The organism is Bacteroides fluxus YIT 12057 (assembly GCF_000195635.1).
Classification (GTDB): domain Bacteria; phylum Bacteroidota; class Bacteroidia; order Bacteroidales; family Bacteroidaceae; genus Bacteroides; species Bacteroides fluxus.
On sequence record NZ_GL882694.1, the window covers coordinates 25937 to 50823 of the forward strand.

18 protein-coding genes are annotated in these 24887 nt (G+C 44.0%); 3 read left to right on the top strand and 15 right to left on the bottom strand.

The genetic code is table 11. From position 1 onward, the window contains the following. Positions 1–17 precede the first annotated feature (17 nt). The 15 genes from HMPREF9446_RS16925 to HMPREF9446_RS16990 all read right to left on the bottom strand — a co-directional run bounded on the left by HMPREF9446_RS16925 (position 18) and on the right by HMPREF9446_RS16990 (position 22272). Entirely contained in the window at positions 18–1247 is a 1230-nt protein-coding gene (locus HMPREF9446_RS16925) for an HD domain-containing protein (protein ID WP_009126953.1), read from the bottom strand. Beyond that, complete coding sequence (rhuM, locus tag HMPREF9446_RS16930; protein ID WP_009126954.1) at positions 1199–2032, bottom strand: RhuM family protein; 834 nt, start codon at positions 2030–2032, stop codon at positions 1199–1201. Before rhuM ends, HMPREF9446_RS16925 begins: the two co-directional genes overlap by 49 nt. A gap of 291 nt (positions 2033–2323) precedes the next feature. Further along, complete coding sequence (locus HMPREF9446_RS16935) at positions 2324–3493, bottom strand: TlpA disulfide reductase family protein (protein WP_009126955.1); 1170 nt, start codon at positions 3491–3493, stop codon at positions 2324–2326. Between the two features lie 97 nt (positions 3494–3590). Beyond that, the gene (locus tag HMPREF9446_RS16940) at positions 3591–4760 is read right to left on the bottom strand and encodes a TlpA disulfide reductase family protein (RefSeq protein WP_009126956.1); all 1170 of its coding nucleotides are present in this window, start codon (positions 4758–4760) and stop codon (positions 3591–3593) included. A gap of 97 nt (positions 4761–4857) precedes the next feature. Beyond that, positions 4858–5922 (bottom strand): TlpA disulfide reductase family protein, encoded by a 1065-nt coding sequence (locus HMPREF9446_RS16945; RefSeq protein WP_009126957.1) that lies wholly within the window; start codon positions 5920–5922, stop codon positions 4858–4860. Further along, positions 5909–6244, bottom strand: coding sequence for a hypothetical protein (locus HMPREF9446_RS16950; protein WP_009126958.1), 336 nt, complete (start codon positions 6242–6244; stop codon positions 5909–5911). The genes HMPREF9446_RS16945 and HMPREF9446_RS16950 overlap by 14 nt, the downstream gene beginning before the upstream one ends. 304 nt (positions 6245–6548) lie before the next feature. After that, positions 6549–6725, bottom strand: coding sequence for a DUF6078 family protein (locus HMPREF9446_RS19495; protein WP_009126959.1), 177 nt, complete (start codon positions 6723–6725; stop codon positions 6549–6551). A 50-nt stretch (positions 6726–6775) separates the two neighbouring features. Continuing rightward, positions 6776–7600: an orotidine-5'-phosphate decarboxylase gene (pyrF, locus tag HMPREF9446_RS16955; RefSeq protein WP_009126960.1), complete on the bottom strand. Its 825-nt coding sequence runs from the start codon at positions 7598–7600 to the stop codon at positions 6776–6778. 20 nt (positions 7601–7620) lie between these two features. After that, on the bottom strand, positions 7621–8733 hold the full coding sequence (prfA, locus tag HMPREF9446_RS16960) for a peptide chain release factor 1 (protein WP_009126961.1): 1113 nt from the start codon (positions 8731–8733) through the stop codon (positions 7621–7623). Positions 8734–8737: 4 nt separating this feature from the next. Continuing rightward, on the bottom strand, positions 8738–9907 hold the full coding sequence (locus tag HMPREF9446_RS16965) for an AIR synthase-related protein (RefSeq protein WP_039969893.1): 1170 nt from the start codon (positions 9905–9907) through the stop codon (positions 8738–8740). 256 nt (positions 9908–10163) lie between these two features. Further along, complete coding sequence (locus HMPREF9446_RS16970; RefSeq protein ID WP_009126964.1) at positions 10164–11330, bottom strand: hypothetical protein; 1167 nt, start codon at positions 11328–11330, stop codon at positions 10164–10166. A 99-nt stretch (positions 11331–11429) separates the two neighbouring features. Further along, entirely contained in the window at positions 11430–12833 is a 1404-nt protein-coding gene (locus HMPREF9446_RS16975; protein WP_009126965.1) for a DUF1735 domain-containing protein, read from the bottom strand. Positions 12834–12866: 33 nt separating this feature from the next. Further along, the gene (locus tag HMPREF9446_RS16980; RefSeq protein WP_009126966.1) at positions 12867–14789 is read right to left on the bottom strand and encodes a RagB/SusD family nutrient uptake outer membrane protein; all 1923 of its coding nucleotides are present in this window, start codon (positions 14787–14789) and stop codon (positions 12867–12869) included. 12 nt (positions 14790–14801) lie between these two features. Further along, positions 14802–17918 carry a SusC/RagA family TonB-linked outer membrane protein gene (locus HMPREF9446_RS16985; protein WP_009126967.1) on the bottom strand — a complete coding sequence of 1039 codons (3117 nt, stop codon included), beginning with the start codon at positions 17916–17918 and terminating at the stop codon, positions 14802–14804. Positions 17919–18084: 166 nt separating this feature from the next. Then, positions 18085–22272, bottom strand: coding sequence for a hybrid sensor histidine kinase/response regulator transcription factor (locus HMPREF9446_RS16990; protein ID WP_245532303.1), 4188 nt, complete (start codon positions 22270–22272; stop codon positions 18085–18087). Positions 22273–22547: 275 nt separating this feature from the next. Here HMPREF9446_RS16990 and HMPREF9446_RS16995 point away from each other — a divergent pair, with 275 nt between their 5' ends. The 3 genes from HMPREF9446_RS16995 (at position 22548) to HMPREF9446_RS17000 (ending at position 24865) form a co-directional block, all read left to right on the top strand. After that, positions 22548–23138, top strand: coding sequence for an alkaline phosphatase family protein (locus HMPREF9446_RS16995; RefSeq protein ID WP_009126969.1), 591 nt, complete (start codon positions 22548–22550; stop codon positions 23136–23138). A 23-nt stretch (positions 23139–23161) separates the two neighbouring features. Then, on the top strand, positions 23162–23335 hold the full coding sequence (locus HMPREF9446_RS19500; protein ID WP_410510784.1) for a hypothetical protein: 174 nt from the start codon (positions 23162–23164) through the stop codon (positions 23333–23335). A gap of 180 nt (positions 23336–23515) precedes the next feature. Beyond that, entirely contained in the window at positions 23516–24865 is a 1350-nt protein-coding gene (locus tag HMPREF9446_RS17000; protein WP_039969894.1) for a DUF6055 domain-containing protein, read from the top strand. Positions 24866–24887 lie beyond the last annotated feature (22 nt).

Genomic DNA, 24887 nt, shown 5'->3' on the forward strand with positions numbered 1-24887 from the left:
AGGTGAATATTTTATACTTACCTATGCAAACGTTGGTAGCACAAGTAGTATTTTTTTACCTTCTTAGACAAGAGGGAGATGTTGAGCATATCCGATGCTTCGGCTATGTTTTGGGTTGTGCCGTCATTGTAAAGGATATCAATGCTGTCATCTGCCGCGTCATACATATTCTTCTCGATGCTGGGGGTGGAGATGAAATAACTCGCCTCGGAGAGAGGAATGTCCAGTTGCCCACTGATTTGCAAAATCAGTTCTTTTTTCCTTTCCTCGCCAAAAGGTTCCGTAGAAATCTCCACTTTAAAGATATTGCGGTTTATCATGCCCGTGCTCAATGTAGATAGAACCTTGTCCGGATGGCTGCTCCAAACTTTCAGGGCAGTCCATATATCGTTGTCGTCCAGTTGGATGAAGTTTTCCAGGCATTCGGGGTTATTATAAAATGTTTCCGGACTGATATTGTTATAAAGAAAGAACTTCAATGCGGGTGAGGCAAAGAGATCCCTTCCTTGGCTTGCCAACTCCTTGGCGCGCAGCAAGGCGCTGATAAGCATCTTTTCGTAGGCAACGGAGGTCTTATGCAAATACACCTGCCAATACATCAAGCGGCGGGCGGTAAGAAAATTCTCAATGGAGTAGATGCCTTTGGACTCTACCACCAGGTGATCGTCTTTTACATCGAGCATCTTGATGATGCGTGCCGAGCCGATATTTCCTTCGCTCACTCCTGTATAGAAACTGTCACGACGCAAGTAATCAAGACGGTCCATATCCAGTTGCCCGCTTACCAATTGGTGCAGGAAGCGTTTGGGGTATTCGTCCTTGAATATTTGGATGGCAAGCGTCAGTTGTCCGTTCATTTCTTTGTTGATGCGCTCCATCAGCATCAGTGAAATATCTTCGTGCGAGACACCTTTTACGATGGTATCTTCGAGTACATGGGAGAAGGGGCCGTGTCCGATGTCGTGCATGAGGATAGCTGCCTGTACGGCTTCCGCTTCGCTGTCGAAGATGAAATTGCCTTTAGCAGTGAGTTGTTGGATGGCTTCGCTCATCAGGTAGAATGCACCTAGTGAGTGTTGGAAGCGGGTGTGCTGTGCGCCGGGATAGACTACGGACGACAATCCCAGTTGTTTGATACGGGTGAGGCGTTGCAGGAGGGGATGCCGTACAATGTCATACAGCAGCCCTTTGGGGATATTTATGAACCCGAAGACAGGGTCGTTGATGATTTTACGTTCGTAGGACATATATAATAAGGTGTATATCGTTTCAGACTAAAAAGTTCATTATCAGTCTCGTCATAAGTTCTTTTTCCTCTATTAAAATAAAGCAAATTGGCTGCCTTTTCTTCTACGGAAGGATATACGTCTTCTCCGCCGAATGTCTGATAGATGGCACCGATACTGCTGTGAAACGAATCGTCCTTCTCGTTTCCGAAGAGGTCATTGTGGGTATTGAACTTCATGTCATTGATTACTTTCCGGCATTCTTCGTAGCTTAATATGTAGGTTGCTTTGTTGCCTTCAGGCTTTCCGATGCACTGGTGGTCGTAGTCGTCCAGCAAATCGAGTGCCATAGTGTATTGTTCTACGACGGCGAGCACCTGTTTGGCGTCCAGCTGGTCGGTGGAGCGTTTCAGTATTCTGATGGTTTCGCCTAGTTGCTTCAAGCGGTTGTCGTTGATGGCTATACCGCGAATCAAGTATTCCTTTAATATATTTGTAGCCCATCTGCGAAAAAATGTAGCTCTTTTCGAGTTTACCCGATATCCTACACTGATAATAACATCTAAGGTATAGACAGCTACATTTTGCTTTACTCCAACAACACGCATTTTTTGCGTGTTGTTATCTTTATCGACTTCGCCTTCTTTGAAAATATTATTTATGTGCTTTCTGATGGTTTTTTCATCTTTGTCGAACAATAGACTCATTTGATTGGCAGTAAGCCACACCGTATCTTGTTCCAACTTCACATCAATAGAAGTCTTCCCGTCTTGGGTCTGATAAATTACAATCTTGCTTTGATTCATGATTTGTATCTTTTGTGTCCGGCAGAAATTCTACTGCCGTAACAATACACAAATATCCGAATCATATCTTGAACATCAAAATTTAATCCGGATATTTTAGAGTGCGGATGCTTTCTCCACAGTAAAGTTTCGCTAACCTTGCACAGTACGGAACTGTACTTAGTCGTCTTTTATCATGATACCGCTTTATAGTCTCAACTGTGCAAGAAAAGAATGTGACTTATCCTACTATAACTTGTAAGAATTGTTGTATATGTAGTATCCGATCCGAAAAGCTGAAATGTTTGTCTCTCATTTTTTATAGTATTCTTCCAAAACCCACTTGAGTTGTTGCCATTGTGCTACAATGTTATACACTATTTTGCCTGTCTTATCTATAATAACACCATGAGGAATGCCGGTTATACAATACAACTTATAAAGTTCTTTCACGCGTTCCTGATTGCCTACATACAGTTCAGGCCAAATTACCCCTTTTTTATCTAAAGCTTTTGACCAACTTTCTTTAGAAGTATCAAAGGAAATTCCTAAAATATCGAAACCGTTTGCTTTATATCTCTCATATAATTCTTTAATATGAGTTTCTTGTGCCAAACAAGGGCCACACCAGCTAGCCCAGAAATCCAGGTATAGAAGTTGAGATTTACCTATATAATCCGAAATTTTCACTTCTTTATCATTTCTGTTTTTTAATGTAAAATCTATAAATAATTTGCCAACTAATTGTTCCTGCATATCTTGATATTTTCGAGAGTTATAAGCATCTTGTACATCATATCGCAACTTGTCATTTTCTGGCAATAAATCATATAATGTATAGAAATAGGGGTCGTTCATATAGTGAGCGTCATCAAGAAAAAGAGATCTTCCTATCCCATTGTGAATATACTTCTTTTTATACAGAAATTTGTATGTGAAAAAGTCCTTCCATCCTTTTTCATAAAATGCGGCAGTTTTTCCTTTTGTGGTGCAGACATCCCAAAGTTTGCGACAAGAATCAAGATACTGTTGGTAGTCAGTTGTATAAGGAGAAATCACTCTCGATTTCTTCTTTAACTCTACTTTTATAGGACCTCGCTCAAGAAAGAATTTTATTGCAAAAACACTGTCAGCGGCATATCTCATAGATATTTCAGATGCTTCATACAGATATTCCGTACCTTCAAAAGAGAATTGTCCATCTACCACATAGGTAGAGTCTATGGAACGAATGGAATCACCTATAAAAGTAGAAAGTGTTACTAAATTATCATTATATTCAGGATTTACCTTCCCTTTAACATGAAATGTAGATACTTGAGAGTAAATGGACGGTGAAAACAGAAGCAATCCTAATACAAATAAACATTTTTTTATTTCAATATCTATGTTTGTGATGGAATATGGAAAAGCTGTTTTAGTGCTTCTCTTTTTAATATACTTTTCAAGGGAACCCAATTTCAGTTTTCCTAAATTTCTCATACTAATTCAATTTATAGTTTACCGTAGATTGCTTTCAATGAGTAGCTAATTTATCGACCATTGCCCTACGACTTAACAATGACTATAGAATCAAGGTCTATTTCTTATAGTATTCTTCCAAAACCCACTTAAGATGTTGCCATTGTGCCGTAATTACGGATACTATTTTCCCTGATTTATCTATTAAGATGCCAAGAGGAATACCTACTATGCAATATAGTTTTCTAAGTTCTTTTACACGTTCCTGATCTCCCACATAAAGCTCGGGCCAAGTGATGCCTTTATTCTTTATAGCGTTCAGCCATCTCTCCTTATCCGTATCCAAAGAAATACCGAGCACTTCAAATCCATCCGATTTATATTTTTCGTACAGTTCCTTTATGCGGGGCTCTTGAGCGATGCAGGGTCCGCACCAGCTTGCCCAAAAGTCAAGAAACAGTAATTGGGACTTGCCTACATAGTCGGATATTCTTTTTTCTTCATCAGCGACATTTTTCAAAGTAAAGTCGATAAAGGGTTTATTGACTAATGAATTCTGTGCATCCCGGTCTTTTCGAAATTGATAAGCCTCTTTGATGTCATTTCGTTCCTTCTCACTGTCCGGCAGCAATTCATACAGTTTATAGAAATAAGGGTCATCACGATAATGTGCGTCAGCGAGAAAAAGAGTTCTTCCTATGCCATTATGAATGTATCTCTTCTTAAACTGATATTTAAAGGCAAAGAATCTTTCCCAACCGGCTTTATAAAAATCTTCCGTCTGTCCCTCAATACTAAATGTTTTAGGAATGTTCTTGCAAGAATCACGATATTGCCGATAAGTTGTCATGAAAGGAGAATGAATGCTCGGTTTCCGGTTCAGTTCCACTTCAATCGGACCTTTTTCAAGAAAAAACTTGATTGCAAAAGTGCTATCCGGGGCATATTGCATCGAAATTAAGGATTGCTCATACAGATATTCCGGACCTTCAAAGGAGAATTGTCCATCTACCACATAGGTAGAGTCTATGGAACGAATGGAATCACCTATAAAAGTAGAAAGTGTTACTAAATTATCATTATATTCAGGATTTACCTTCCCTTTAACATGAAATGTAGATACTTGAGAGTAAATGGACGGTGAAAACAGAAGCAAGCCTAATACAAATAAATATTTTTTTATTTCAACATCTATGTTTGTAATGGAATATGGAAAAACTGTTTTAGTGCTTCTCTTTTTAATATACTTTTCAAGGGGACTCAATTCCGGTTTTCTTAAATTTCTCATACTAATTCAATTTATAGTTTACCGTAGATTGCTTTCAATAAGTAGCTAATTTATTGACCATTGTCCTACGACTTAGCAATGGCTATAGAGTTAACATCTATTTCTTATAGTATTCTTCCAATATCCACTTAAGTATTTGCCAGTGACCGCAATTAGCCTTTATCACTTTGCCGGATTGATCAATCAAAACTCCATAAGGGATTCCTACAATATTATATGACTCACGAATCTCCGCTTCGCACTCTTTGCTTGCAGCACACAGTTCGGGCCACACGCTTCCTGTCTTTTCTATTGCAGCCAACCATCTCTTCGTATCTGTATCCAGAGAGATGCCAAGTATCTTAAATCCATCGTCTTTATATTTTTCATACAATTCTTTTATATGAGGTTTTTGGCTCATGCAAGGACCACACCAACTCGCCCAAAAATCTAAATATAGAAGTTCGGATTTACCCGCATAATCAGAAATTCTCTGTTTTTCCCCGGTACTATTTGTTAAAGTCAAGTCAGGAAACGGTTTGTTTTCCTGCTGAACCTGCTTATCTTTCCTTACTCGTTCTTTGTAGCTTTCTTGTACATCATATCGCTGTTTCTCTCTTTCCGGCAGCAATTCATACAGCTTATAGAAATAAGGGTCTGAGGCATACAGTATCTCATTGACGAGAAGAGACCTGCCTATTCCATTTTGAATATACTTCTTTTTGAATTGATATTTGTAGGAGAGCAGACGGTCATTACCTTCGTCATAGAAGGCCTGTGATTGCCCTTCGATAGCATAGGCACGCTCAATCTTTCTGCAAGAATCAGCATACAGTCTGTAGTCTGTTATATAGGGAGAACGAACCACCGGTTTCTGCTTTAACTCCACTTCAATCGGTCCCCGTTCAAGATACAATTCCGCAGCAAAAACGCTGTCGGGATAGTTCCCCATCGATATCACCGATTTTTCATACAGATACTCAGAACCTGTAAAAGAGAAATGCCCATCTGCCACATAAGTGGAATCTACCGAACGGATATAGTCACCCGTAAAAGTAAAGAGCGTTACTAATGCACCATTATATCGGGTATCAGCTTTGCCATTTATTTGGTAAAAATTATCTTGGGCACCTGCCGTCAGGGAAAAAAACGGAAGCAAAAGTAACAGACTATATTTTTTCATTGGTATCCTCACTTTCATAAATTAAGAGTCCTTTTCTGTATTTTTCTCCGTAATACTTGATGGCATCAAAAGGCCAGACGGTACCATCCACCTGACGGTATTGTGACCTTGGGGAATCCGTCACTGTATCAAAAATTACAGTATAGTGTACCGGTTGCCCATCCAAAAAAAATGCCATCTGGCGGACATGGTATCGGTAGGGGGCAAGGCTATCGGTTACAACAGTTGTCGTATCTTGTTTTTCCGGGGGAAGAACATCGGCTTGAGCAAACAGAGTTGTTGCCACAAACACAAACAGATAAATAATGATTTTGTGTTTCATATGCTGATTATAGAATGATGGTTAACTATTATTATGGGATATGTAATCTCTGTAATAAATACAACTCGGCAAGAGGTATCCCTTATATTATAAGGGTGTATTTGTATAACGTTAACACATCGTGCAGGCATGTTCTATAAATCAAGATTCTGACGACAAGTCCGTTATATTACTTTCGGTATAAAATTGTTTTGCATTACAAGTTTATTATCAGTTTACAGTCACTGCATAAAGCGTTACTGTATTGGTAACGAGAAAAAAGTAAAGTTATAACTTGCTGATTATGTGCGTGCTGATTTGCCTGTTATAACCATGCAAGACTATACTGATATTGATAGAATTTTGGGTCGTAGGCAATTTCTGCCGAGCGGAATACATTGCGGATAGCTTCTTGTTCTTTTGGAGAGATGAGGCGGTCGCCTTTACGGCTTTTATAGATTGATAAAGTATTAATGCAAATCGGACGGGGACTGACAAGCATGCTTTTATGCTGTCGGTCTCCGTCCGGTTACTGTTCGGATAAAGCTATTGTTACAGGATTGCTTTCAACTGTTCCTCCATCTGTGCCTGCACTTCTTGTGCGGCTTTCCGTGAAGCGGCAGCGAAATTCTCGGTCTTATCTACGTAGATGATGCCGCGGCTGGAATTGACAATCAGCCCGCAAGTCTTGTTCATGCCGTATTTGCAAACCTCTTCCAGCGAACCGCCTTGTGCGCCTACACCGGGAACCAGCAGGAAGTGTTCGGGGACAATCTTGCGGATGTCTTCGAAGGCACGTCCTTGGGTAGCACCTACCACATACATCATTTGTTCGTCGCCGGCCCATTCTTGCGATTTGCGTAGCACTTTCTCAAAAAGACGTTCACCATTGGCATCTTCTGTTAGCTGGAAGTCATGCGAACCTTTGTTGCTGGTCAGCGCAAGCAGGATCACCCACTTGCCTTCGTAAGTGAGGAACGGAGTTACACTGTCTTCGCCCATGTAAGGAGCTACGGTTACAGAGTCAATGTTCAGCTCTTCGAAGAACGTACGGGCATACATAGCGGAGGTATTGCCGATGTCACCACGCTTGGCATCGGCAATGATGAACTGGTCGGGATAGTTTTCCTTGATGTAGTTAACTGTCTTTTCAAATGCAATCCATCCCTTTACACCCATGCTTTCATAGAAAGCCAGATTGGGTTTGTAAGCGATGCAGAGGTCTGCTGTTGCGTCAATGATGGCTTTGTTGAAGGCGAAGATAGGATCTTCTTCTTTCAGCAGATGTTCGGGGATTTTCTTGATGTCGGTATCAAGACCTACGCAAAGGAATGATTTTTTGCGCTTGATATTTTCAAATAATTCTTGCTTTGTCATCTCTATATATGCTTTTTGATTTACAATTCACTTTCCTTTAATCTTTCTGCATTCTCGGCTACAATCAGATGGTCGATGCAATCTTGGATGTCTCCGTCCATAAAAGCGGCGAGGTTGTAGATGGTATAATTGATGCGGTGGTCGGTGATGCGTCCCTGCGGATAATTGTAAGTACGGATCTTGGCTGAACGGTCACCGGTGGAAACCATCGTTTTACGTTTGGAAGCGATATCGTCGATGTATTTCTGGTGCTCCTTGTCGTAGATAAAGGTACGCAGACGGGAGAGGGCACGTTCCTTATTCTTGGGCTGGTCGCGGGTTTCGGTACATTCTATCAGGATTTCTTCTACTACGCCTGTATTGGGATTCTTCCAATTATAGCGTAAGCGTACACCGGATTCCACCTTATTTACGTTCTGACCACCGGCACCGCCGCTTCGGAAGGTATCCCATTTGATTTCACCTTCGTTGATGACAACATCGAATTCCTCGGCTTCGGGAAGTACGGCTACACTGGCAGCGGAGGTATGTACACGCCCTTGTGTCTCGGTGGCGGGTACGCGTTGCACGCGGTGCACACCCGATTCGTATTTCATGGTACCGTAAACACCATCGCCTGTTATGCTGCAAACGATTTCTTTGAATCCGCCTGCACTACCTTCGTTGGCGCTGGATATTTCCATTCTCCATCCTTTCGTTTCGCAATATTTGGTGTACATGCGGAACAGGTCACCCGCAAAGATGGCAGCTTCATCCCCCCCCGTACCACCACGGATTTCGAGGATGGCATTGCGGCTGTCCTGCGGGTCGGCGGGGACTAGCAGCAACTTTATCTGCTCTTCCAGTTCCGGCTGGCGACTTTGGCAGGTATCAAGCTCTTCGCGTGCCATTTCGCGCATCTCCGGATCGGTTTCATTGGCCATGATTTCCTTCGCTTCCTCGATACCGGAAAGTATTTGCATGTATTCTTTGCGGGCATTCATCAAGTCGCCCAGTTCCTTGTATTCCTTGGTGAGCTTGACGTAACGCTTCTGGTCGGCAATCACTGCTGGGTCTGTTATCAGCGTCGAAACTTCTTCGAAGCGGGCTACGAGGCCTTCCAGTTTCTCAAGTATGGTATTGTTATCTGCCATATATTTAGTATCTGAATTCTCCGAATTCACTCTTGATAATCAGTTCTTTCTGATTGCTTTCCTCAATACGTCCTACAATCTGTGCGTCGATATTGAAACTCTTCGAGATGGCAATCACCTCTTCCGCATGTTCGGGAGAAAGGTACACTTCCAGACGGTGTCCCATGTTGAACACCTTGTACATCTCGCTCCAGTCCGTATCGCTCTGTTCCTTGATGGTCTTGAATAACGGTGGAACGGGGAAGAGATTGTCTTTGATGACGCGGCAATTATCACCAATGAAATGCAGTACTTTCGTTTGTGCACCACCCGAGCAATGAACCATACCGTGAATTTCGGGACGGAGCGCATCGAGCAGCTTCTTTACTACCGGTGCATACGTACGAGTGGGAGAGAGTACCAGCTTGCCTGCATTCAGCGGACTGCCTTCAACGGCATCTGTCAGTTTCAGCTTACCGCTGTAAACCAACTCTTCAGGCACTGCCTTGTCATAACTTTCGGGATAGTTTTCCGCCAGATATTTGGCGAACACGTCGTGGCGCGCACTGGTCAGGCCATTGCTGCCCATACCGCCGTTGTATTCTTTCTCGTAGGTAGCTTGTCCGTAGGAAGCCAAACCTACGATGACGTCTCCCGGATGGATATTGGCATTGTTGATGACGTCCGAACGCTTCATGCGGCAAGTTACGGTGGAATCCACGATAATGGTGCGTACAAGGTCACCCACATCGGCGGTTTCGCCTCCGGTGGCATAAACGCCTACGCCCATTTCACGGAGTTCGGCAAGCAGTTCGTCCGTACCGTTGATGATGGCGGAGATTACTTCACCGGGAATGAGCAGCTTGTTGCGTCCGATGGTGGAAGATACAAGGATATTATCTACTGCACCGACACAGAGTAAGTCGTCGATGTTCATGATCAGTGCATCTTGTGCAATACCTTTCCATACACCGAGGTCACCGGTTTCCTTCCAGTACATGTATGCCAAGCTGGACTTGGTGCCTGCACCGTCGGCATGCATAATATTACAATACTCCGGGTCACCGCCCAAAATGTCAGGGATGATTTTGCAGAAAGCCTGCGGGAAAATTCCTTTGTCGATGTTCTTGATGGCGTTGTGCACATCTTCTTTCGATGCACTGACACCGCGCATCATGTATCGTTGATTACTCATGAGATAATAAGTTGGTTCAATTGAATGTGCAAAAGTAGTGATTATTTCGTTTACAGCCTTAGCTTTGCGTCAGAAAATAGTATGGGAGATTTGCATTTGCCCGGTTTGTTTGGCTTGGGCCGGCATGTGAAAGGGGGAAAGGAAGTTGTGGTAGATAAGTGGGAGAATGAATAAATACTGTCTGTTGTAAATCAGGCACGGAAATTAATAAGAAAATCCGTGCCTATAAAAGAAACTTGTTTTATTCTCAGTATGTTTATTGCTTTTGGGGTTGAATATCAATAGTCTTTTTGTAGAAAGACTTATCTGTAATCTTGTTTTCTACTTTGTCGATAAGGCCTTGTGTATGTGGCTCATAAATAGGCAAGAAGCAATACCCTTTGTTTCCGGTCTTGGTATTGATGGCTTCTACCAAAAACATGCCGTAATATTGCCATAAGGCTTTGCCGTACCAAAACAGCGCTTTGGCGTCTTTGCGTACTTTGTTTCCGTCGGCGCTCATGGTATGTGCTATCTGCTTGGTTACTTTATAACTTTCCGTTTTATAGAAGTTCAGTGTATAACCTTCTACGGGCTCACCATTTTCCGTGATGGTGAATTCTATGAAGTCGGTGAAGGTCTCCCACAAGCAAGTATCGTATAGACGGTATTCCTTTCTTGCGCCGTTTACGTTGAGGCATCTTAATTCATACTCGCTCCATTCACAGTCTTTGATGGCGGGGTAAGGATTGTTCATGATGCCGGCAATCGGGCTGAAAGATTGTCCGCTGACCGGGTTGTCTGAAGCTTTGATGGCAAAAGGATATAGGTCGATAATGCCTCGGAAGTGGCCGAATTCATGTACAATGGCTGCGACGGTGCTGGTTGTCTCATCCAAATGGTTGAAGAACTTGCCCGGTTCAATGCCGGGATTTACCACGAGGATATTGGACATGCCGTAACCATCATCGCTACAACCGCCGCCGCCTTCTCCTTCTTGTATCACGAAGTCATAGGCAACTATACATTGATATTTGTTTTTGTCTATGCGATTGGCATAATTCTTCGGCACTTCCCAATGGTCGCCTTCAAAGATGATTATATCTTCAAGGTCGGGGATAAATATATAGTTACGCTTCAATACGTTTTTCTTGTCCAGTTTCATGAAACGTTCATTGATGGCTTCCCATTGTGTCTTTAGTCTGGACTTGAAGAAGTCCATATCCCTCATATCAAACCCTTCTTTGTCGATTGCTATTTTGATGTGGAAAGCAATGTTGGTTCCGTCGTCATATTCTAGTCCCACGTTATCCGGGTTGAATTCGCTGGGTGGCGGGGTAGGCTCTTCTTCGTCCGGTAGTATAGGTTGGTTATTGCTTCCCTCGGAGCAACAGATGTTTGCAAACACGCAAATGAAGAAAAACAGGATATATAATGTTCTCATTGTGATAATGGTTTGGAAGATTTAGCAAAAATTCAAACAAGGAGGGACTGTCCGGCAGAACTACCTCCTTGTTTGAGTGACAATTATTGAAAAGAGTGCTTATTCACCGTACAATTCAATTTCCGAAAGAGCTACATTGTGGATATAGTTGCCCGAATAGAACTCCAATGTTCTCATGTCTATGTTATTTGTATTGGTTATGAGCGCAATACGTATCATCGACACATTGCCCGTTTCAAGGTTCCCGGTATCGTATGTCTTTTTGGAACCACTGTCCGGATAGCAATTCTCATTCTCATGTATCAGTCTCAAGTCATCCACGGAATTTCCGGCATAGAATTGAATATGTTTCGGGTTGTTGTGTGTTGTCTTGATAGATAATACCAGTCTTGCTATTTTTGAAATGTTCCTGACGTCTTTTATGTCAATATAGATGCCATATTTGGGGTCGCAAGCGGGTTTGTCCAACTCGGGAGCATACCACATGGACTGCCAACCGTTATCGTCTGCCGATCCATTGATGATGGCCGGAAGCGACTGGTCGTTCTCATTGCTGTTGGCATACAGGTCATTGATGCTCAGTGTAATCTTATTGCTGATTCTTACATGGACATAACCGATCTTATCGGAAGAAACATTAAACGGCATTCCGGTCACATCCTTTAAAATTACCGGCAGCAAATATTCCCCGGAAGACAAACCTGTACGGTCGATGTCTATTTTCACTTCTTTATTGCTTTCCGCATTGAAGCTGGTAGCAGGCAGCGTATAGTTTTCGGCCGGAAGCAACGTGTAATTTTCACCGCTTTCGGCTGCAATTTGTGCGACTTTGGCTTCCAGAATTTCTTTGTCTGTCTCGTAGGTTACTCCAAAGTTCCATTTGCTGTTGGCGACATCCAGGTTGAGGGTAAGCGGACATTGAGCCGTTGTGACAGCGTCGTCGTATATCGAGAAACTGATAATGGGCAATATGCCGCTTGTACCTAAAGATATAGTCGGAGTAAATACTTTGGGCAACAGTATCAGGGTACTTTTATCCTTTTTTATCGAATATTCCGGGCTTTCCAGACGTATGGGTAGCACATATTGCTTGTTTTGTTCCAGCGTGCCGATACTGGCTTTCAATGTAATGTTCACATTCTGGCTTTCGGTTGATTCGTCAAACGTATAATCTTTATCAAACTCATAATAATTGGAAGGCAGCATAATGAAATTTGTGGCATTCTCTGTATTATATGCGTCAAGTTCTTCCTGCGTAAATACAGCCAGAGAGGCATTCCGTGCAATGGCGGGATTGGTCCCTCCTTTGCCGATGGCGGTAGAGAAAGTCACGTCTTCGTTTACGTTGTAAAAATCCACTTCTACTTGATTGTTGTTTTTTAGATAGAGAACCGAAGTGAATTCATCATTTTCAAACTGTGGCTCTCCCGGATTATCACAAGATGTGCCGGAAAAAGCTATCAGAGTGCAGAGCAATGAAGCTAAATATATATGTCTTTTCATTTTCTTATATTGTAATGTTGTATAAATACGATGTTAGTATCCCGGTGCTTGTACCAAATTGGTGTTTTTGCCGATTTCATTTTCCAGGATAGGAGCAATGTACATACGGCTCGTCCATCTATAAGGCTGGGCGACTTTGGTGCGGCGGTTGAACTGGTCAAAAGTGGGGTTGGTAATCGTTTCCGCATCCAATCCTTCCCGTGCGCCTGCATCGAGAACTTCCGGGGCAATCATCCAACGGCGTACATCGTAAAAGCGATGGCCTTCGCCGTACAATTCGATGTAGCGTTCCCGCTGTATCCATTCCATCAGCGTGTGTTCCGGGGTAATGTCGGCTTCGGTAATGGCAGGCAGGCCGGCACGTTCGTGTACTTTGTTCAGGTTTTCAAGAGCTTTGGAGGTATTCTCCTGGGCGGCGTAACATTCGGCCAGACTTAAGTAAAGTTCAGCCATGCGAATCAGCGGGCGTTGGTAACGTTCATTGTTTACGTTGCCGCTCTTATCCCACATACGGTCGGGACGGACGAATTTTTGTGCGAGGAAGCCGGTGATGCAGTGGTCACGATAGTGGTCGGTAGGATTATAACCGTGTTTGTCTGATGCTTTAAGCTCAAGACGTACCGGTTTGCCATTGGCTACCATTGTTCCCCAATCGCCTTGGTCAAAAGCCATCCAGGCATAAAAGCGAGGTTCGCGATTTACACACAGTTTGGTGATATCCGGACGATCGGCATCCACATTCGCCTTTTCCAGCAACTCGTCGCTGCTATCCAAGAATTTGCCCTTTGCCGTATAGAAGCTTTCCATGGCATTGAGGTAAGGAGAGTAGCTGTTGTATCCCTGCACCCAGTCACCGTTGTTTTTCTGGAGTACGCGATAGGGCATCATACAGTTGTACGGCACCCAGTCTGCATCGTCAGAAACGCCCCATACATATTCGGTGTTTCCTTCATTGTAACGGGTGGTCACCAAATGGCGCATCATCAACACTCTCTTCTTGAAATCGTCGCTTGCACCTCCGGGGACGTAAACATTATCCAACGGGATTTTCTTTGTGTCGTAGAAGTTCAGATCGGCTTCAGTAGTTCCATACAGCTTGTGTCCGGCCATTTTAGCTTCCTTGATGGCTTCTTCATAAGCTTCGCGGGCACGTTCCCATTTTTGCGGGTCATAAGTTTTGCTTACCAGTTCGTAACCGTAGTCTATGCCATTGTAAGAGCTGGTTACTTTGTTCTTCCAGTCTTTATAAGGGAAACCACCGTTCCATAGCGGTGAGGCGGCATACAGCAATACTCTGGCTTTCAGTGCGCAGGCTATTGCATGAGTGGCGCGTCCACGTGTGTTGATGTCACGCTCGGTGGGCAGTTTGTAGCCATCAATCACTTTATTGTCCAGAATATCTACAATCCAGTTTGTGGCAGCGTCATAGTGCATACGGCCATTGTACTCGGAAGGCGGAGTGTCTTGGGGGATGCGGCTGTCTGTGATAGGGCACGGTCCGTAAAGGCGCAGATTCTGGAAATGATAATAAGCTAGCAGGAAGTAAGCTTCCGCTTCCCATTCACTTCGTTGCTGTTCGGTTATCCCTTTGGCGGCAGGCAAATTTTCCAGAAAGAGGTGTATTTGTCCGATGTACTTGTAATTGTAATTCCAGTTTTGCAGGCTGGTGGCAGATGTTATCCGGTCGTAGGCGAAGTCGAATGTAATACCTCCCCAAACTTCAGGAAGTGCAAACTCGTCTGCCGACCCTTCCAGAAGATAATAACCAATCGGAGATTTTATATTGGCATAACAGGAATACAGGAAGCCTTCGGTTGCATCCGGGGTAATGGTTGCGTCATTCATGTCGGCTTGCTCGGGAGGAACAATGTCCAGAAATTCGCAGGAAGTCAACGTCAGCCCTGCCGATAGCAGCAATGTGCCGCTCAGGTATTTGATAGATTTATTTAATTTCATGATTTGGGTCTTTTAGAAGTTCAACTGTAATCCGATGTTAAAGGTGCGTTGTAACGGGTATTCATACCATTGCAGTTCCGGATCCCATTCTTTGAAGGGGCTGAATACTGCCAGATTGTCTCCTGTTACGTATATGCGTCCGTATTTAAAGCTATATCCAAGCTGTAGCTGTTTCAATCTCAGGAAATTGCCGTTGCGTAACCAATAGGTACTATTTACGCGGTTGTTGTTGGTTTCGCTGTTGGTCAAACCCAATCTCGGATATTTGGCATTGGGGTTCGGGTTTTCTTCTGTCCAGCGATTGTCGGCTACATACTGGAATACATTGTAGTCACTTACACCGAAGGGATGGAAATCATTGACCATGATTTTGCACATGGCAGAGCCGTTGAAGAACACGCCGAAGTCCCACTGTTTGTAGGTGGCGTTTACACCAAAACCGTATTGGATGCGTGGTTGAGAACCCAATTCGGAAATATAGGCTTGGTCGTATGGGTTAATGACACCGTCACCGTTGAGGTCGCGGTATTTGATGTCACCTACCATCGGGGTACTTCCCAATTCCTGTACAGCATGGTTGTCTATCTCTTCTTGGCTGGTAAACAGCCCTTCGGCTACGTAACCATAGTGTGTACCGCTCTTTTGGGCGTTGACCGGGCGTCCGGTTTGTATTTGCCAAGGATATTCGTGCCAGATTTCGTCCTTGTATTCGTACTCGTTTTGCGCGTAGGTGAAGTTGCCGCGGAAGTCTAATCTTAAATCTTTGCCGATTTGTTGGGTGTATGTAGTGCTGAACTCATATCCCCAGTTCTTCATCTTGCCTACAGGAGCATAAGGAACTGCATTGGAGAATCCTAAAGAGTTGGGCCAGGAGGCACGCATCATCAGGATGTTATAGCGTTTTTCGTAGAAATAGTCGAATATCATGTTCCAATTACGGAAAAGGGTGATGTCCAGACCTAAGTCCAGTTTCCGGGAACGTTCCCAGCAAGCGTTTTGTACGGCGTATCTTTCCAATAACGGCCCCCATTTGGTGATGTTGTAATTGTCACCGGTAGTCCAATACATGTCACCATGTCCCAATGTCACTTGGTCTCTATATACGAAGTTCTCCGGATAGTTCAGGGCATCGCTACCTACTATACCGTATGAACCACGGAGTTTCAGGTTGTCTATTTTGTCACGAAGGGGTTCAAAGAAGGCTTCATTGCTTATTACCCAACCCAATGACATGGCAGGAAAGAATTCAAAGCGGTCTTCCTTGGCAAGACGTTCAGTACCGTTATAACCGAAGTTGAACTCGGCGAGATAACGTTGGCCGTAATCGTATGTGAAACGTCCGGAGAATCCCTGGTTGCGTTCGGGCAATACATATTCCTTAAAATCGCGTTGCATGTACATCAGCATACCGCCTACATTATGCAGGCCGAATTGGCGCTGGTAGTTCAACTGGAACTGCATCATGATGGTGCGGTCGCTCCATTTGGATACGTCGGAGGTTTTGATATAGTCTGTTCCGGAAGTACCGAGGCGCTCCATTTCATAGCTGTCCGTCGCTTCGTCATAACTGGTAATCTGGTAAAAATACGGGTCGATGGAGCGGTTGAACGATTGTTCGGAATACGCTTTGAAATTGATCAGTGCATTGACGGACAATCCTTTGGTAATGAACTTCAAGTCCTGGTCTATTCTTACCGATGTGTTCAATGTGTTAAGGTCGCTCTGCTTGAAAGAGGTACTCATGTATGCGTATGGGTTGGTACGCAATGAGTTTCCTTCCAGTCGGGCGTTACCGAACCGGATGTGTTCATCTCCTGCCTGTGCGGGCAGAGTAGCGGGAAAATAGATGGGATTTGTAGTAAGCGTCATCTTGAACAAATCTCTGGAGGCGTAGTTAGGACCTTTCTTGTTGCGTATCTGTGCGTTCATATTCAAGCGCACTTTGGTGGTCGGCGTCACTTTCACTTCTACATTGTTCTGGAAGTTGTAGGCCATGTTGTTGATGTTGTTGTTGAACGAGTAGAATTGGGGGCTGTCCAACAATCCGCTGTCATGGTTTACGTTCAAACTCATGTAATAGGTCACTTTTGAACCACCGCCTTGAATATTGATATTGGCCCGTTGGCTCATGGCCATGTCCTTGAAGATGAGGTCACGCCAATCTACATCCGGATATAGGTAAGGATTCGTCTGGTTGCGTGTTGCGTCGATTTGTTCCGGTTGGTAACGCTTCTGGCCGCCTCGGGTAGTGCTGGATTCATTATAGAGTTCCATCCATGTGGCTCCATCTACGAATTCGGGAAAATTCATGGGGGAGAAGAAAGCGTTCTCCAGCGTTACGTTGATTTTGGTTTTTGTGTTTTCCGCGCCTTTTTTGGTCGTGATCAGCATTACGCCGTTGGCGCCCCGGGCTCCATAGATGGCAGTTGCCGATGCATCCTTCAATATGGAGAATGACTCAATGGTTTCTGCGGGAACATTGTTCAAGTCGTTTGCCGAAATCTCCACTTCATCCAGCAAAATCAATGGAGTGGCACGGCCTCCGAAGGTGGAGATACCACGGATGTAGAAGTCAGAAGCGCTGCCGGGCTCACCGCTGGTAGTGCTTACCATGACACCGGCCAACTGTCCTGCCAGTGCGTTGGTCAGTGATGAACTCGGTGTTTTCAAGCTCGCTCCTTTTACGGAGGTGATGGCGCCGGTTACGCTGACCTTTTTCTGTGTACCCGACCCTACGATTACCACTTCATCCAGTAATTCGTTGTCTGATGTCATTTTGATGTTGATGACACCTAAATCTTCTACCGGTACTTTACGGGTTTTGTAGCCTATGTAAGAAAGTACCAGCACATCTTTGTTTCCGTTCACTGTAATAGAGTAGTTACCGTCGATGTCTGAAATAACTCCGCTGTTGGTACTTTCTACTCTGATGTTTACTCCGATGAGTGGGGAGCCGTCCACTGCATCGGTAATGGTACCTGTTACTGTACGACTTTTTTTCTGTTGTTGTACCATTGTCATTTCTCTGTCTTCGTTGTCGGCCGGATTGGCAAATGCAGGATTGGTGATTCCTGATAGTGCCATGGCGGCAAAACAAAGCGAGAATAGCTTTTTAGAATGTTTTTTCATTCCGATTAAGTTTTAATTAGATTTTAACTGTTAACTATCTCTTGTTATTTCTGCTGGCAAATATCAAGGAAAGCATGTTATCTCGCTTTGCTCAACATGCCTAATTATGTTCAATTCGTCCCTTAGGAACAAATTGAACATATATATCAGAAAAGATGGTGTCGGACTATTCTCGGCAGATATTTTTTTTGTATTCTGTAGGAGACATTTCGAATTTTAGCTTGAATGTCTTAGTGAAATGCGAGTTGTTGATGAAACCCACTTCAAGCATGATTTCTTGAATGTTCAGGTTAGAATTGGTGAGTAAATAAGCGGCTTTTTCCAACCGGACGTTTCGCACATAGTCTGCTAATGACTGGCCATCAATCCGCTTCAAGTCTCTGTATAGTTTTGTCCTGCTTACTCCCATTGCAGCGGCCAATTGGTCGGGAGATAAGTTGGGGTCACTGAGATTGTCGTTGATTACCTTTTTGAATTGTTCTGTCATTGCCTGGAGTTCTTCGGCGCTTAATGCGGATTTCTGTGGCTCTTTTTTGGCAGTCTTTTTCTCTGCTGCGGTTTCTTCGGCTGTTGTGTTCCGGATGTAATCGGGAGATGCCTGCATGGCGTTGTCCGGTCTGTTTCCTTTCAGCCATTGTTCTCTTTGTGTGAGTAACCGATGCAGGTTCACTTCCAACAACTTCATGGAGAAAGGTTTGGGAATATATAAATCAGCTCCTGATTCGTATCCTTCTATCTGGCTTTCCACATTGTCTTTGGCTGTCAGCAAGACCAAGGGGATATAGGCTACGGAGAGGTTGTTCTTAATTCGTCTGCACATTTCTATTCCATCCATTTCAGGCATCATGACATCACTCACAATGATGTCGGGAAAGATTGACATGCACATGTCCAGTCCCATACGACCGTTGTCGGCTGTGTGGATATTGTATGAAGAGGACAGTTGTTCTCTCAAGGCGGTCTGAAGCTCCTTGTTGTCTTCTACAATGAGTAGAGTGGGCAACTTGGGGTTGTCACTCCGGGGACTTTCGGGTTCTTTGATATTATTTGTCTCATTCGTGTCTAATTCGCAGTATTGGTTATTCATGAATCCTTTGAAGTCGAAATCGCTATTTTCGCCCTTTCCGGTGATGGGGTTACTGCCCGATATGGGCAGTGCCACGATAAATTCTGTTCCCACCATGCGTTCACTGCTTACGATGATCATTCCGTTGTGCTGCAATACAATACTTTTCACTATAGCTAACCCGATTCCCGAACCTAAATGTGACTGTGAGGAACCTTGCACTTGGAAAAAACGTTCGTAGATGAGGCGGATGGATTCTGTGGAAATGCCGACTCCTGTATCTCTGACGGTAAGTATGCAGACGGGTTGTTCGGGAGAAATGTTTCCTTCGGTGTGTAAGTTGCCGTAACAGGGGGTGACATCTTTCATTGTACCTTTTTTGAAATGGACATCCACCTTGCCGTCTTCATTGGTATATTTGATGGCATTGGAAAGCAGGTTGATGATCATTTTTCCCATTTTATCTTTGTCGGCGTCCAACTCGATATCTTCTGCATCTGCAGTGAAGGTTGCTGAAATATGTTTATTGTTTGCCCAGGAACTGATTTCATCAAAAATCCGGCGCACTAACTGGGACATGTTTAGATGTTCAATGTTTAATGTCCCTATTCCCAGATCCGCTTTCCTGATATCCACAAGTTCGGTGATCAGTGCCAGCATCTTTTTGGCGTTGGTAAGGATTGTCTTGCATTCTTTCACAGGTTTGTTGTCGTTGAACAACTTTTCGGCTGCCAGTAATATTAAAGTCAACGGGGTTTTCAATTCGTGTGAAGCGTTCATGAAGAATTGCATTTTGGCTTGATATTTTTCTTCATCTTGTGCCATCAGAATTTTCTGTATCTCGTTTTCTTTCTTAAGATTCTGTTCTTTGCTATATTGCCTGAAGGCAATGTACAGTACCAGCAATACGATCAGTACATAGCTTACTTTTGCCTGGAAAGACAACCACCAAGGTGGCAGCACATTGATTTCCAGCTTTTTCACCGGTTCTTGCCAGGTATATCCTTTGTCGGTGGAGAACTGTACTTCCAGTTCATAGGAATCGTAAGGCAAGTTTGAGAAGTAAACTTCATTGTTGGTATATCGTAATGTATGCCATTCCTGTTGGAAACCTTTCAGACGGTAGCGATACATTATCTGTTCGGACAGTTCGTAACCCAATGCGGCAAAAGAGATGGTGAAATTGTTCTGCAGATAATTGAGGGTAAGCTCGGACGTTTTGTCTAGGACCTTGTCTAATAGAATACGTCCGTTGTAGGCCGCTTTCGGGACGATTTTCTGGTTGTTGACTGTTAACCCGCAAAGCATCAACTCATTATTGCCGGTACTACAGATCAAGTGGGAGGGGTGGAAATAGCTTAGGCCATACAATCCACCCATATAGAGGTAACCGTCGTTTCCTTTGTAAGAAGCGTTTATCTTGAAAGCATTGTTTTGCAATCCATCGCCAAGTCCGTAGGTATGGATGGTGTTTTTCTGAGGATTCAGTTGGGTGATTCCCTTGCCGCCTGTCCAGACATTGCCTTTATGGTCAAGGAGCACTATTTCACAGTCGTTGTTGGGAAGCCCGTCTTGTACGGTATAGCAAGTAGCGGTATAGTCATTATTACGTTCGGAATGCAATACTATTTTATTCAGACCGCCTCCTATAGTTCCTACCCAGCAAATGGAGTCGTTGCTGCAATCGATATCCGCCAGATAATTGGTGGACATCGAATTTTTCATTGAAGAATCCGCCTGATAGGAAGATAGATTTTTTATTCTTCCATCATCGGTCAGTTGTAGGCGGTTCAGACCGTTGGTGGTACATAGGAAGGTTGAGTGTCCTTTGACGAGAATGTGTGATATATGATTGGAAAGAAGGCACGGGTCTGTTTGGGTATTGAGATGCATCGTTATCTTCGGATCACTCAGGGGGTTGCTTATACGGAATATGCCGTTTCCCCAGGTGCCTATCCATAAATGTCCGGATGAGTCTTCTTTTAAGTGTGCGATGCTGATATTGATTAGATTCGCGTCACCGGAGTTCTTGGAATCCAGCTTGCGGGATTTTTGCGTGTACGTGTCGTAGAGGAAGATTCCGTGACTTGTACCGATGTAGAGATGCCTTTGGTCGCGGCTCATTTCCAGTGTTTGGTAGTATATGGTTTCGGCGTTTTTTGTCTTTTGTAACGGCATCAATGTAAGTTCACCCGTTTGTGGCGAATGACGGAACAGGCTGGAGTATTCTACAAGAATCCAATTGGTGCCGTTGTCCTGTCCGGTGATTGATACGACTTCGTTCTGTGAAAATCCCATTTCTTGAAAATCCGGTGCGGAAAGATTGCTGAAGATAGATTTGGAGAGGCTGCGGTAAAATATTCCCCAACTGTTGGATGCCACCCATAGATTATTGTATTTGTCTATGAGCAAATCCTCTATTTTCAGTGATGAGTGTTCTTCGTCCGGTGTATTCCGTAAATATTCCCGTATCACGGCTTGGGATGAGAAAGGTTGTTTCATCTCGAATATGCCTGCGGAGTAGATACACCATAGATCTCCCTCTTTGCTGACAATTAGTTTGCCATTGGTTGTTGTTGGTATTCTCGGATTGACTTGGTGGAAACCGGTATAGACGGACGTAGAGCAGTCCGGTTGCCCTCCGGCAATGTTGAAACGATAGCATCCTTCTCCCGAACGCACGTATAAGTAATTCCCCATAAGGTGGATACTGCGTATTATGTCATTCTTTTTCAATAGTTTGTCTGTTGCATAGCTGTTGAGCAGCACAATTTGTCCGTTGCGGATACCGAGTTTGACGAGGTGGAATCCGGTGGAAGCCCATACTGTCTCTCCTTGGAATTGCAAGTCTGTGATACCCTTGCAAAAGATACGGTCGGCATCATTGTTCCATTCTACGGATTTGAGCGTGTCTTTATGGACTTGTGCGACGATTGCTTCTTTGGAGGTTCTTATCCATAAATGGCAACCGGCCGGATTGATGAATATTTCGTGGACGGTGCTCCGGAGGCGTTGTGAGAGTTCATCTCCTTCTATGTGATAAGGTATATAGCGATGGGTATTTAAATCAAAGCAGGTTAGTCCGCTTTCTGTTCCCAGCCATATCTTGTCTGTATTGCAGGCCATTGCTCTGATTCGGTTGTGCGACTCGTATATTTTGTGGTTTTTCGGATAATAGTCAAATGTCTGCAGGTTGTAACCGTCGTAATTTTGCAGACCGGCGAGTGTGCCTATCCAAATAAGGCCTGTACTGTCTTGTAAAATGCAACAGGCATCAGTGTGTGCCAAACCGTTGTTAATGTTTAGACGCTTGAATATTTCATTGGCATGTAGTGAAGAGGGTAAGATTGGTAAAATCAAACTAATCACTGCTGATATCAATAGCTTATGCAGATTCTTCATGGTAATAGATCATAAATGTGTTGCAAATATAGGAAAAGTGAGCCAAATAGAACATTTTTTGGGCGATAATTGGGATGGAAAGCAAAGTCGGGTTTCTTTGAAAAGTGTACATTTGCGGAATCGCATATCCATATTTAATTTATAAACTTAAAATAAATACCATGAAAATTACAAGACGCAATTTTTTTAAGAAAACTCTGGCAGGAACTTTGTTGCTGGGTGCCGGAATGTTGCCCCAACCATTGGCGGCTTTTACTACAGCACAACCTAAACGTGGCAGGCAGAAGGCTAAAAGGGTTGTCCTGATCAGTCTTGACGGCATCAGTGTAGCCGGATTCCGGCAAGCCAATACTCCCCGGCTCGATGAATTACTGGCTCAGGGAGTGCTATCCTTGCAAACGCGTGTAGTGATGCCTTCGGTTACACTTCCCAACTGGACAAGCCATCTTACAGGCAGCGGTCCCGAACAGCATGGAGTGGTAAACAACAATTGGACATTGGCAGATTTCAAACTGCCTGCTGTCACTACCGATAGTGACGGCTATTATCCCTCGGTGTTTACCTTGCTGAAAGAAAAGAATCCCAATATCAAGACCGCTTTCTATTATAATTGGCTGAATCTTATCTATCCTTATAACCGGAAGTATCTGGATGAAGTAAGCTTTCTGGAGGAAGATGCATATATACCCAATTATGAGAAGGCCTTTAATTTCCTAGTGGAAAACAGGAACAGTCCGACCATGGCGGTATAGAGTACGGGCATGGTGGTGTGAGTGTGGATGAAATGATTGTGCCTTGGGGAATTGTTGGTCCCGGAATTGCCCGGGGGGTGAGAATGGAGGAAGCCAATAATACCGTAAATACATCGGCGGTAATTTTACGGTTGTTTGGAGTGGAACAGCCTTCTGCCTGGACGGGTGAAGTGCCGGAAACCATTTTAGACGTCTGAAAAGTTGTTTCATGCTGTCTTTTGTCTTTACGTTCGGTTTTCAGTTGCTTATAAATGTTAAATGCACGGTGAGCACACTTTGAGGAACAAAAAGCACAGGATTAGGAACGGATAGCAAAGCCCGGAAGCCCGTAGTGGCGTAGTTTTGTGCAGAAATCGTACAAAAATAAAAAGATAAGCATGAGACAGAAAAATTATTTATGGCTGCTCGTTGTCCTGTTGTTTGCGGGAAATGCAGTACATGCCAAATCGGGCGGAAAGGAAATACACATCCCCGCTAAGCAAGTGAAGGAAAATGATTTTAGAAAAGGCGGGCGGTTCAGCCATGACTACAAGATGGAATCAGAAAATTTGGTGCTGTTCTGGGAAAGTTCCTTCGGCAAAGACCCGGCTGGTTATGTTGATAAGTCCCGCCGATTTTATCCGGAAGAATTGTTGCGTGAGGGTGAACGGTTCTTTACCTATTATGTGGATAAGTTGAAATTTGCCGATCCGGAGACGTCGCAATCCGCCCGGAAAAAGATGATTATATGGATGTTCAACGATGCCGAAACAACCGCTTACGGATGGGGCGATGAAGGAGTGGGGATGATGTGGATGCGTCCGTGCCGCGCCCAATCCTATCCTTACTGTCCGTTGGCCCATGAGATGGGACATTCTTTTCAATACATGGTAGAGGCAGACGGTTCGCGCGGATTCGGTGGACATCCATTGGTGGAATATACTTCGCAATGGATGCTGTGGCAGGTTTATTCGGACTGGACTACCATTGAAAAATATCACTTGGATGCCTACATGGAGCAGACTCATTACTCGCTGCTGAATGGAATCAACCAGTATCATGCACCGCAGTTCATGGAGTATTGGTCTAACAAGCACGGATTGAATATTATTGCGCGTATCTGGAAAGAAGCAGAGGGCAACGAAGACCCGGTTGCAGCCTACAAACGGTTGACGGGTATCAGTCAGGAAGAGTTTAATGACGAGATATATGAGGCGGCTGCCCGTTTCGCTACTTGGGATATGCCGCGTGTGAAGAATGTATGTAGCAGTTACGCCAACCAACACCGTTGCAAACTGGATAAGGTAGCTGACAACTGGTACCAGATAGCCGAAACCCGTTGTCCGCAGAATTATGGTTATAATATTATCCGTTTGAATGTGCCCGAAGGAGGCGAGGAAATCACATTGGAATTTAAAGGTGTGGCCGGCAGTGAAGGTTTCCGCAGCGGCAATCTGAATGATGCCGGATGGAGATACGGTTTTGTAGCTGTGAATAAAGAGGGTCAATGTTACTACGGAAAGACTTATAAGGCCGGTAACGGAGACAACCGGCCTGTGAAATTCATTGTACCCGAAGAAACTCAATTCCTTTGGTTCGTAGTGACTGCTGCTCCTGCGCAACATCGTGATTATCTGAAGAAATGGAATGAACTGGCAAAGGAAAAGGGAAAAGAAGCCCAATGGCCTTACCGGATACGTTTGGAGAATGTGGATCTTCATCAATCCGTATTGAAAGCGAAGAATTAACTCTTGATATAAGAACTGAATC

Excerpts from the sequence above, each read along its gene's own strand:
- HMPREF9446_RS16940 (WP_009126956.1), bottom strand. The coding sequence starts at position 4,760 with ATGAGAAATTTAAGAAAACCGGAATTGAGTCCCCTTGAAAAGTATATT.
- HMPREF9446_RS16975 (WP_009126965.1), bottom strand. The coding sequence starts at position 12,833 with ATGAAAAGACATATATATTTAGCTTCATTGCTCTGCACTCTGATAGCT.
- HMPREF9446_RS19495 (WP_009126959.1), bottom strand. The coding sequence starts at position 6,725 with ATGCTTGTCAGTCCCCGTCCGATTTGCATTAATACTTTATCAATCTAT.
- HMPREF9446_RS16970 (WP_009126964.1), bottom strand. The coding sequence starts at position 11,330 with ATGAGAACATTATATATCCTGTTTTTCTTCATTTGCGTGTTTGCAAAC.
- HMPREF9446_RS16925 (WP_009126953.1), bottom strand. The coding sequence starts at position 1,247 with ATGTCCTACGAACGTAAAATCATCAACGACCCTGTCTTCGGGTTCATA.
- HMPREF9446_RS16945 (WP_009126957.1), bottom strand. The coding sequence starts at position 5,922 with ATGAAAAAATATAGTCTGTTACTTTTGCTTCCGTTTTTTTCCCTGACG.
- rhuM (WP_009126954.1), bottom strand. The coding sequence starts at position 2,032 with ATGAATCAAAGCAAGATTGTAATTTATCAGACCCAAGACGGGAAGACT.
- HMPREF9446_RS16965 (WP_039969893.1), bottom strand. The coding sequence starts at position 9,907 with ATGAGTAATCAACGATACATGATGCGCGGTGTCAGTGCATCGAAAGAA.
- HMPREF9446_RS16985 (WP_009126967.1), bottom strand. The coding sequence starts at position 17,918 with ATGAAAAAACATTCTAAAAAGCTATTCTCGCTTTGTTTTGCCGCCATG.
- HMPREF9446_RS16935 (WP_009126955.1), bottom strand. The coding sequence starts at position 3,493 with ATGAGAAATTTAGGAAAACTGAAATTGGGTTCCCTTGAAAAGTATATT.
- prfA (WP_009126961.1), bottom strand. The coding sequence starts at position 8,733 with ATGGCAGATAACAATACCATACTTGAGAAACTGGAAGGCCTCGTAGCC.
- HMPREF9446_RS16980 (WP_009126966.1), bottom strand. The coding sequence starts at position 14,789 with ATGAAATTAAATAAATCTATCAAATACCTGAGCGGCACATTGCTGCTA.
- HMPREF9446_RS17000 (WP_039969894.1), top strand. The coding sequence starts at position 23,516 with ATGAGACAGAAAAATTATTTATGGCTGCTCGTTGTCCTGTTGTTTGCG.
- HMPREF9446_RS16995 (WP_009126969.1), top strand. The coding sequence starts at position 22,548 with ATGAAAATTACAAGACGCAATTTTTTTAAGAAAACTCTGGCAGGAACT.
- HMPREF9446_RS16950 (WP_009126958.1), bottom strand. The coding sequence starts at position 6,244 with ATGAAACACAAAATCATTATTTATCTGTTTGTGTTTGTGGCAACAACT.
- pyrF (WP_009126960.1), bottom strand. The coding sequence starts at position 7,600 with ATGACAAAGCAAGAATTATTTGAAAATATCAAGCGCAAAAAATCATTC.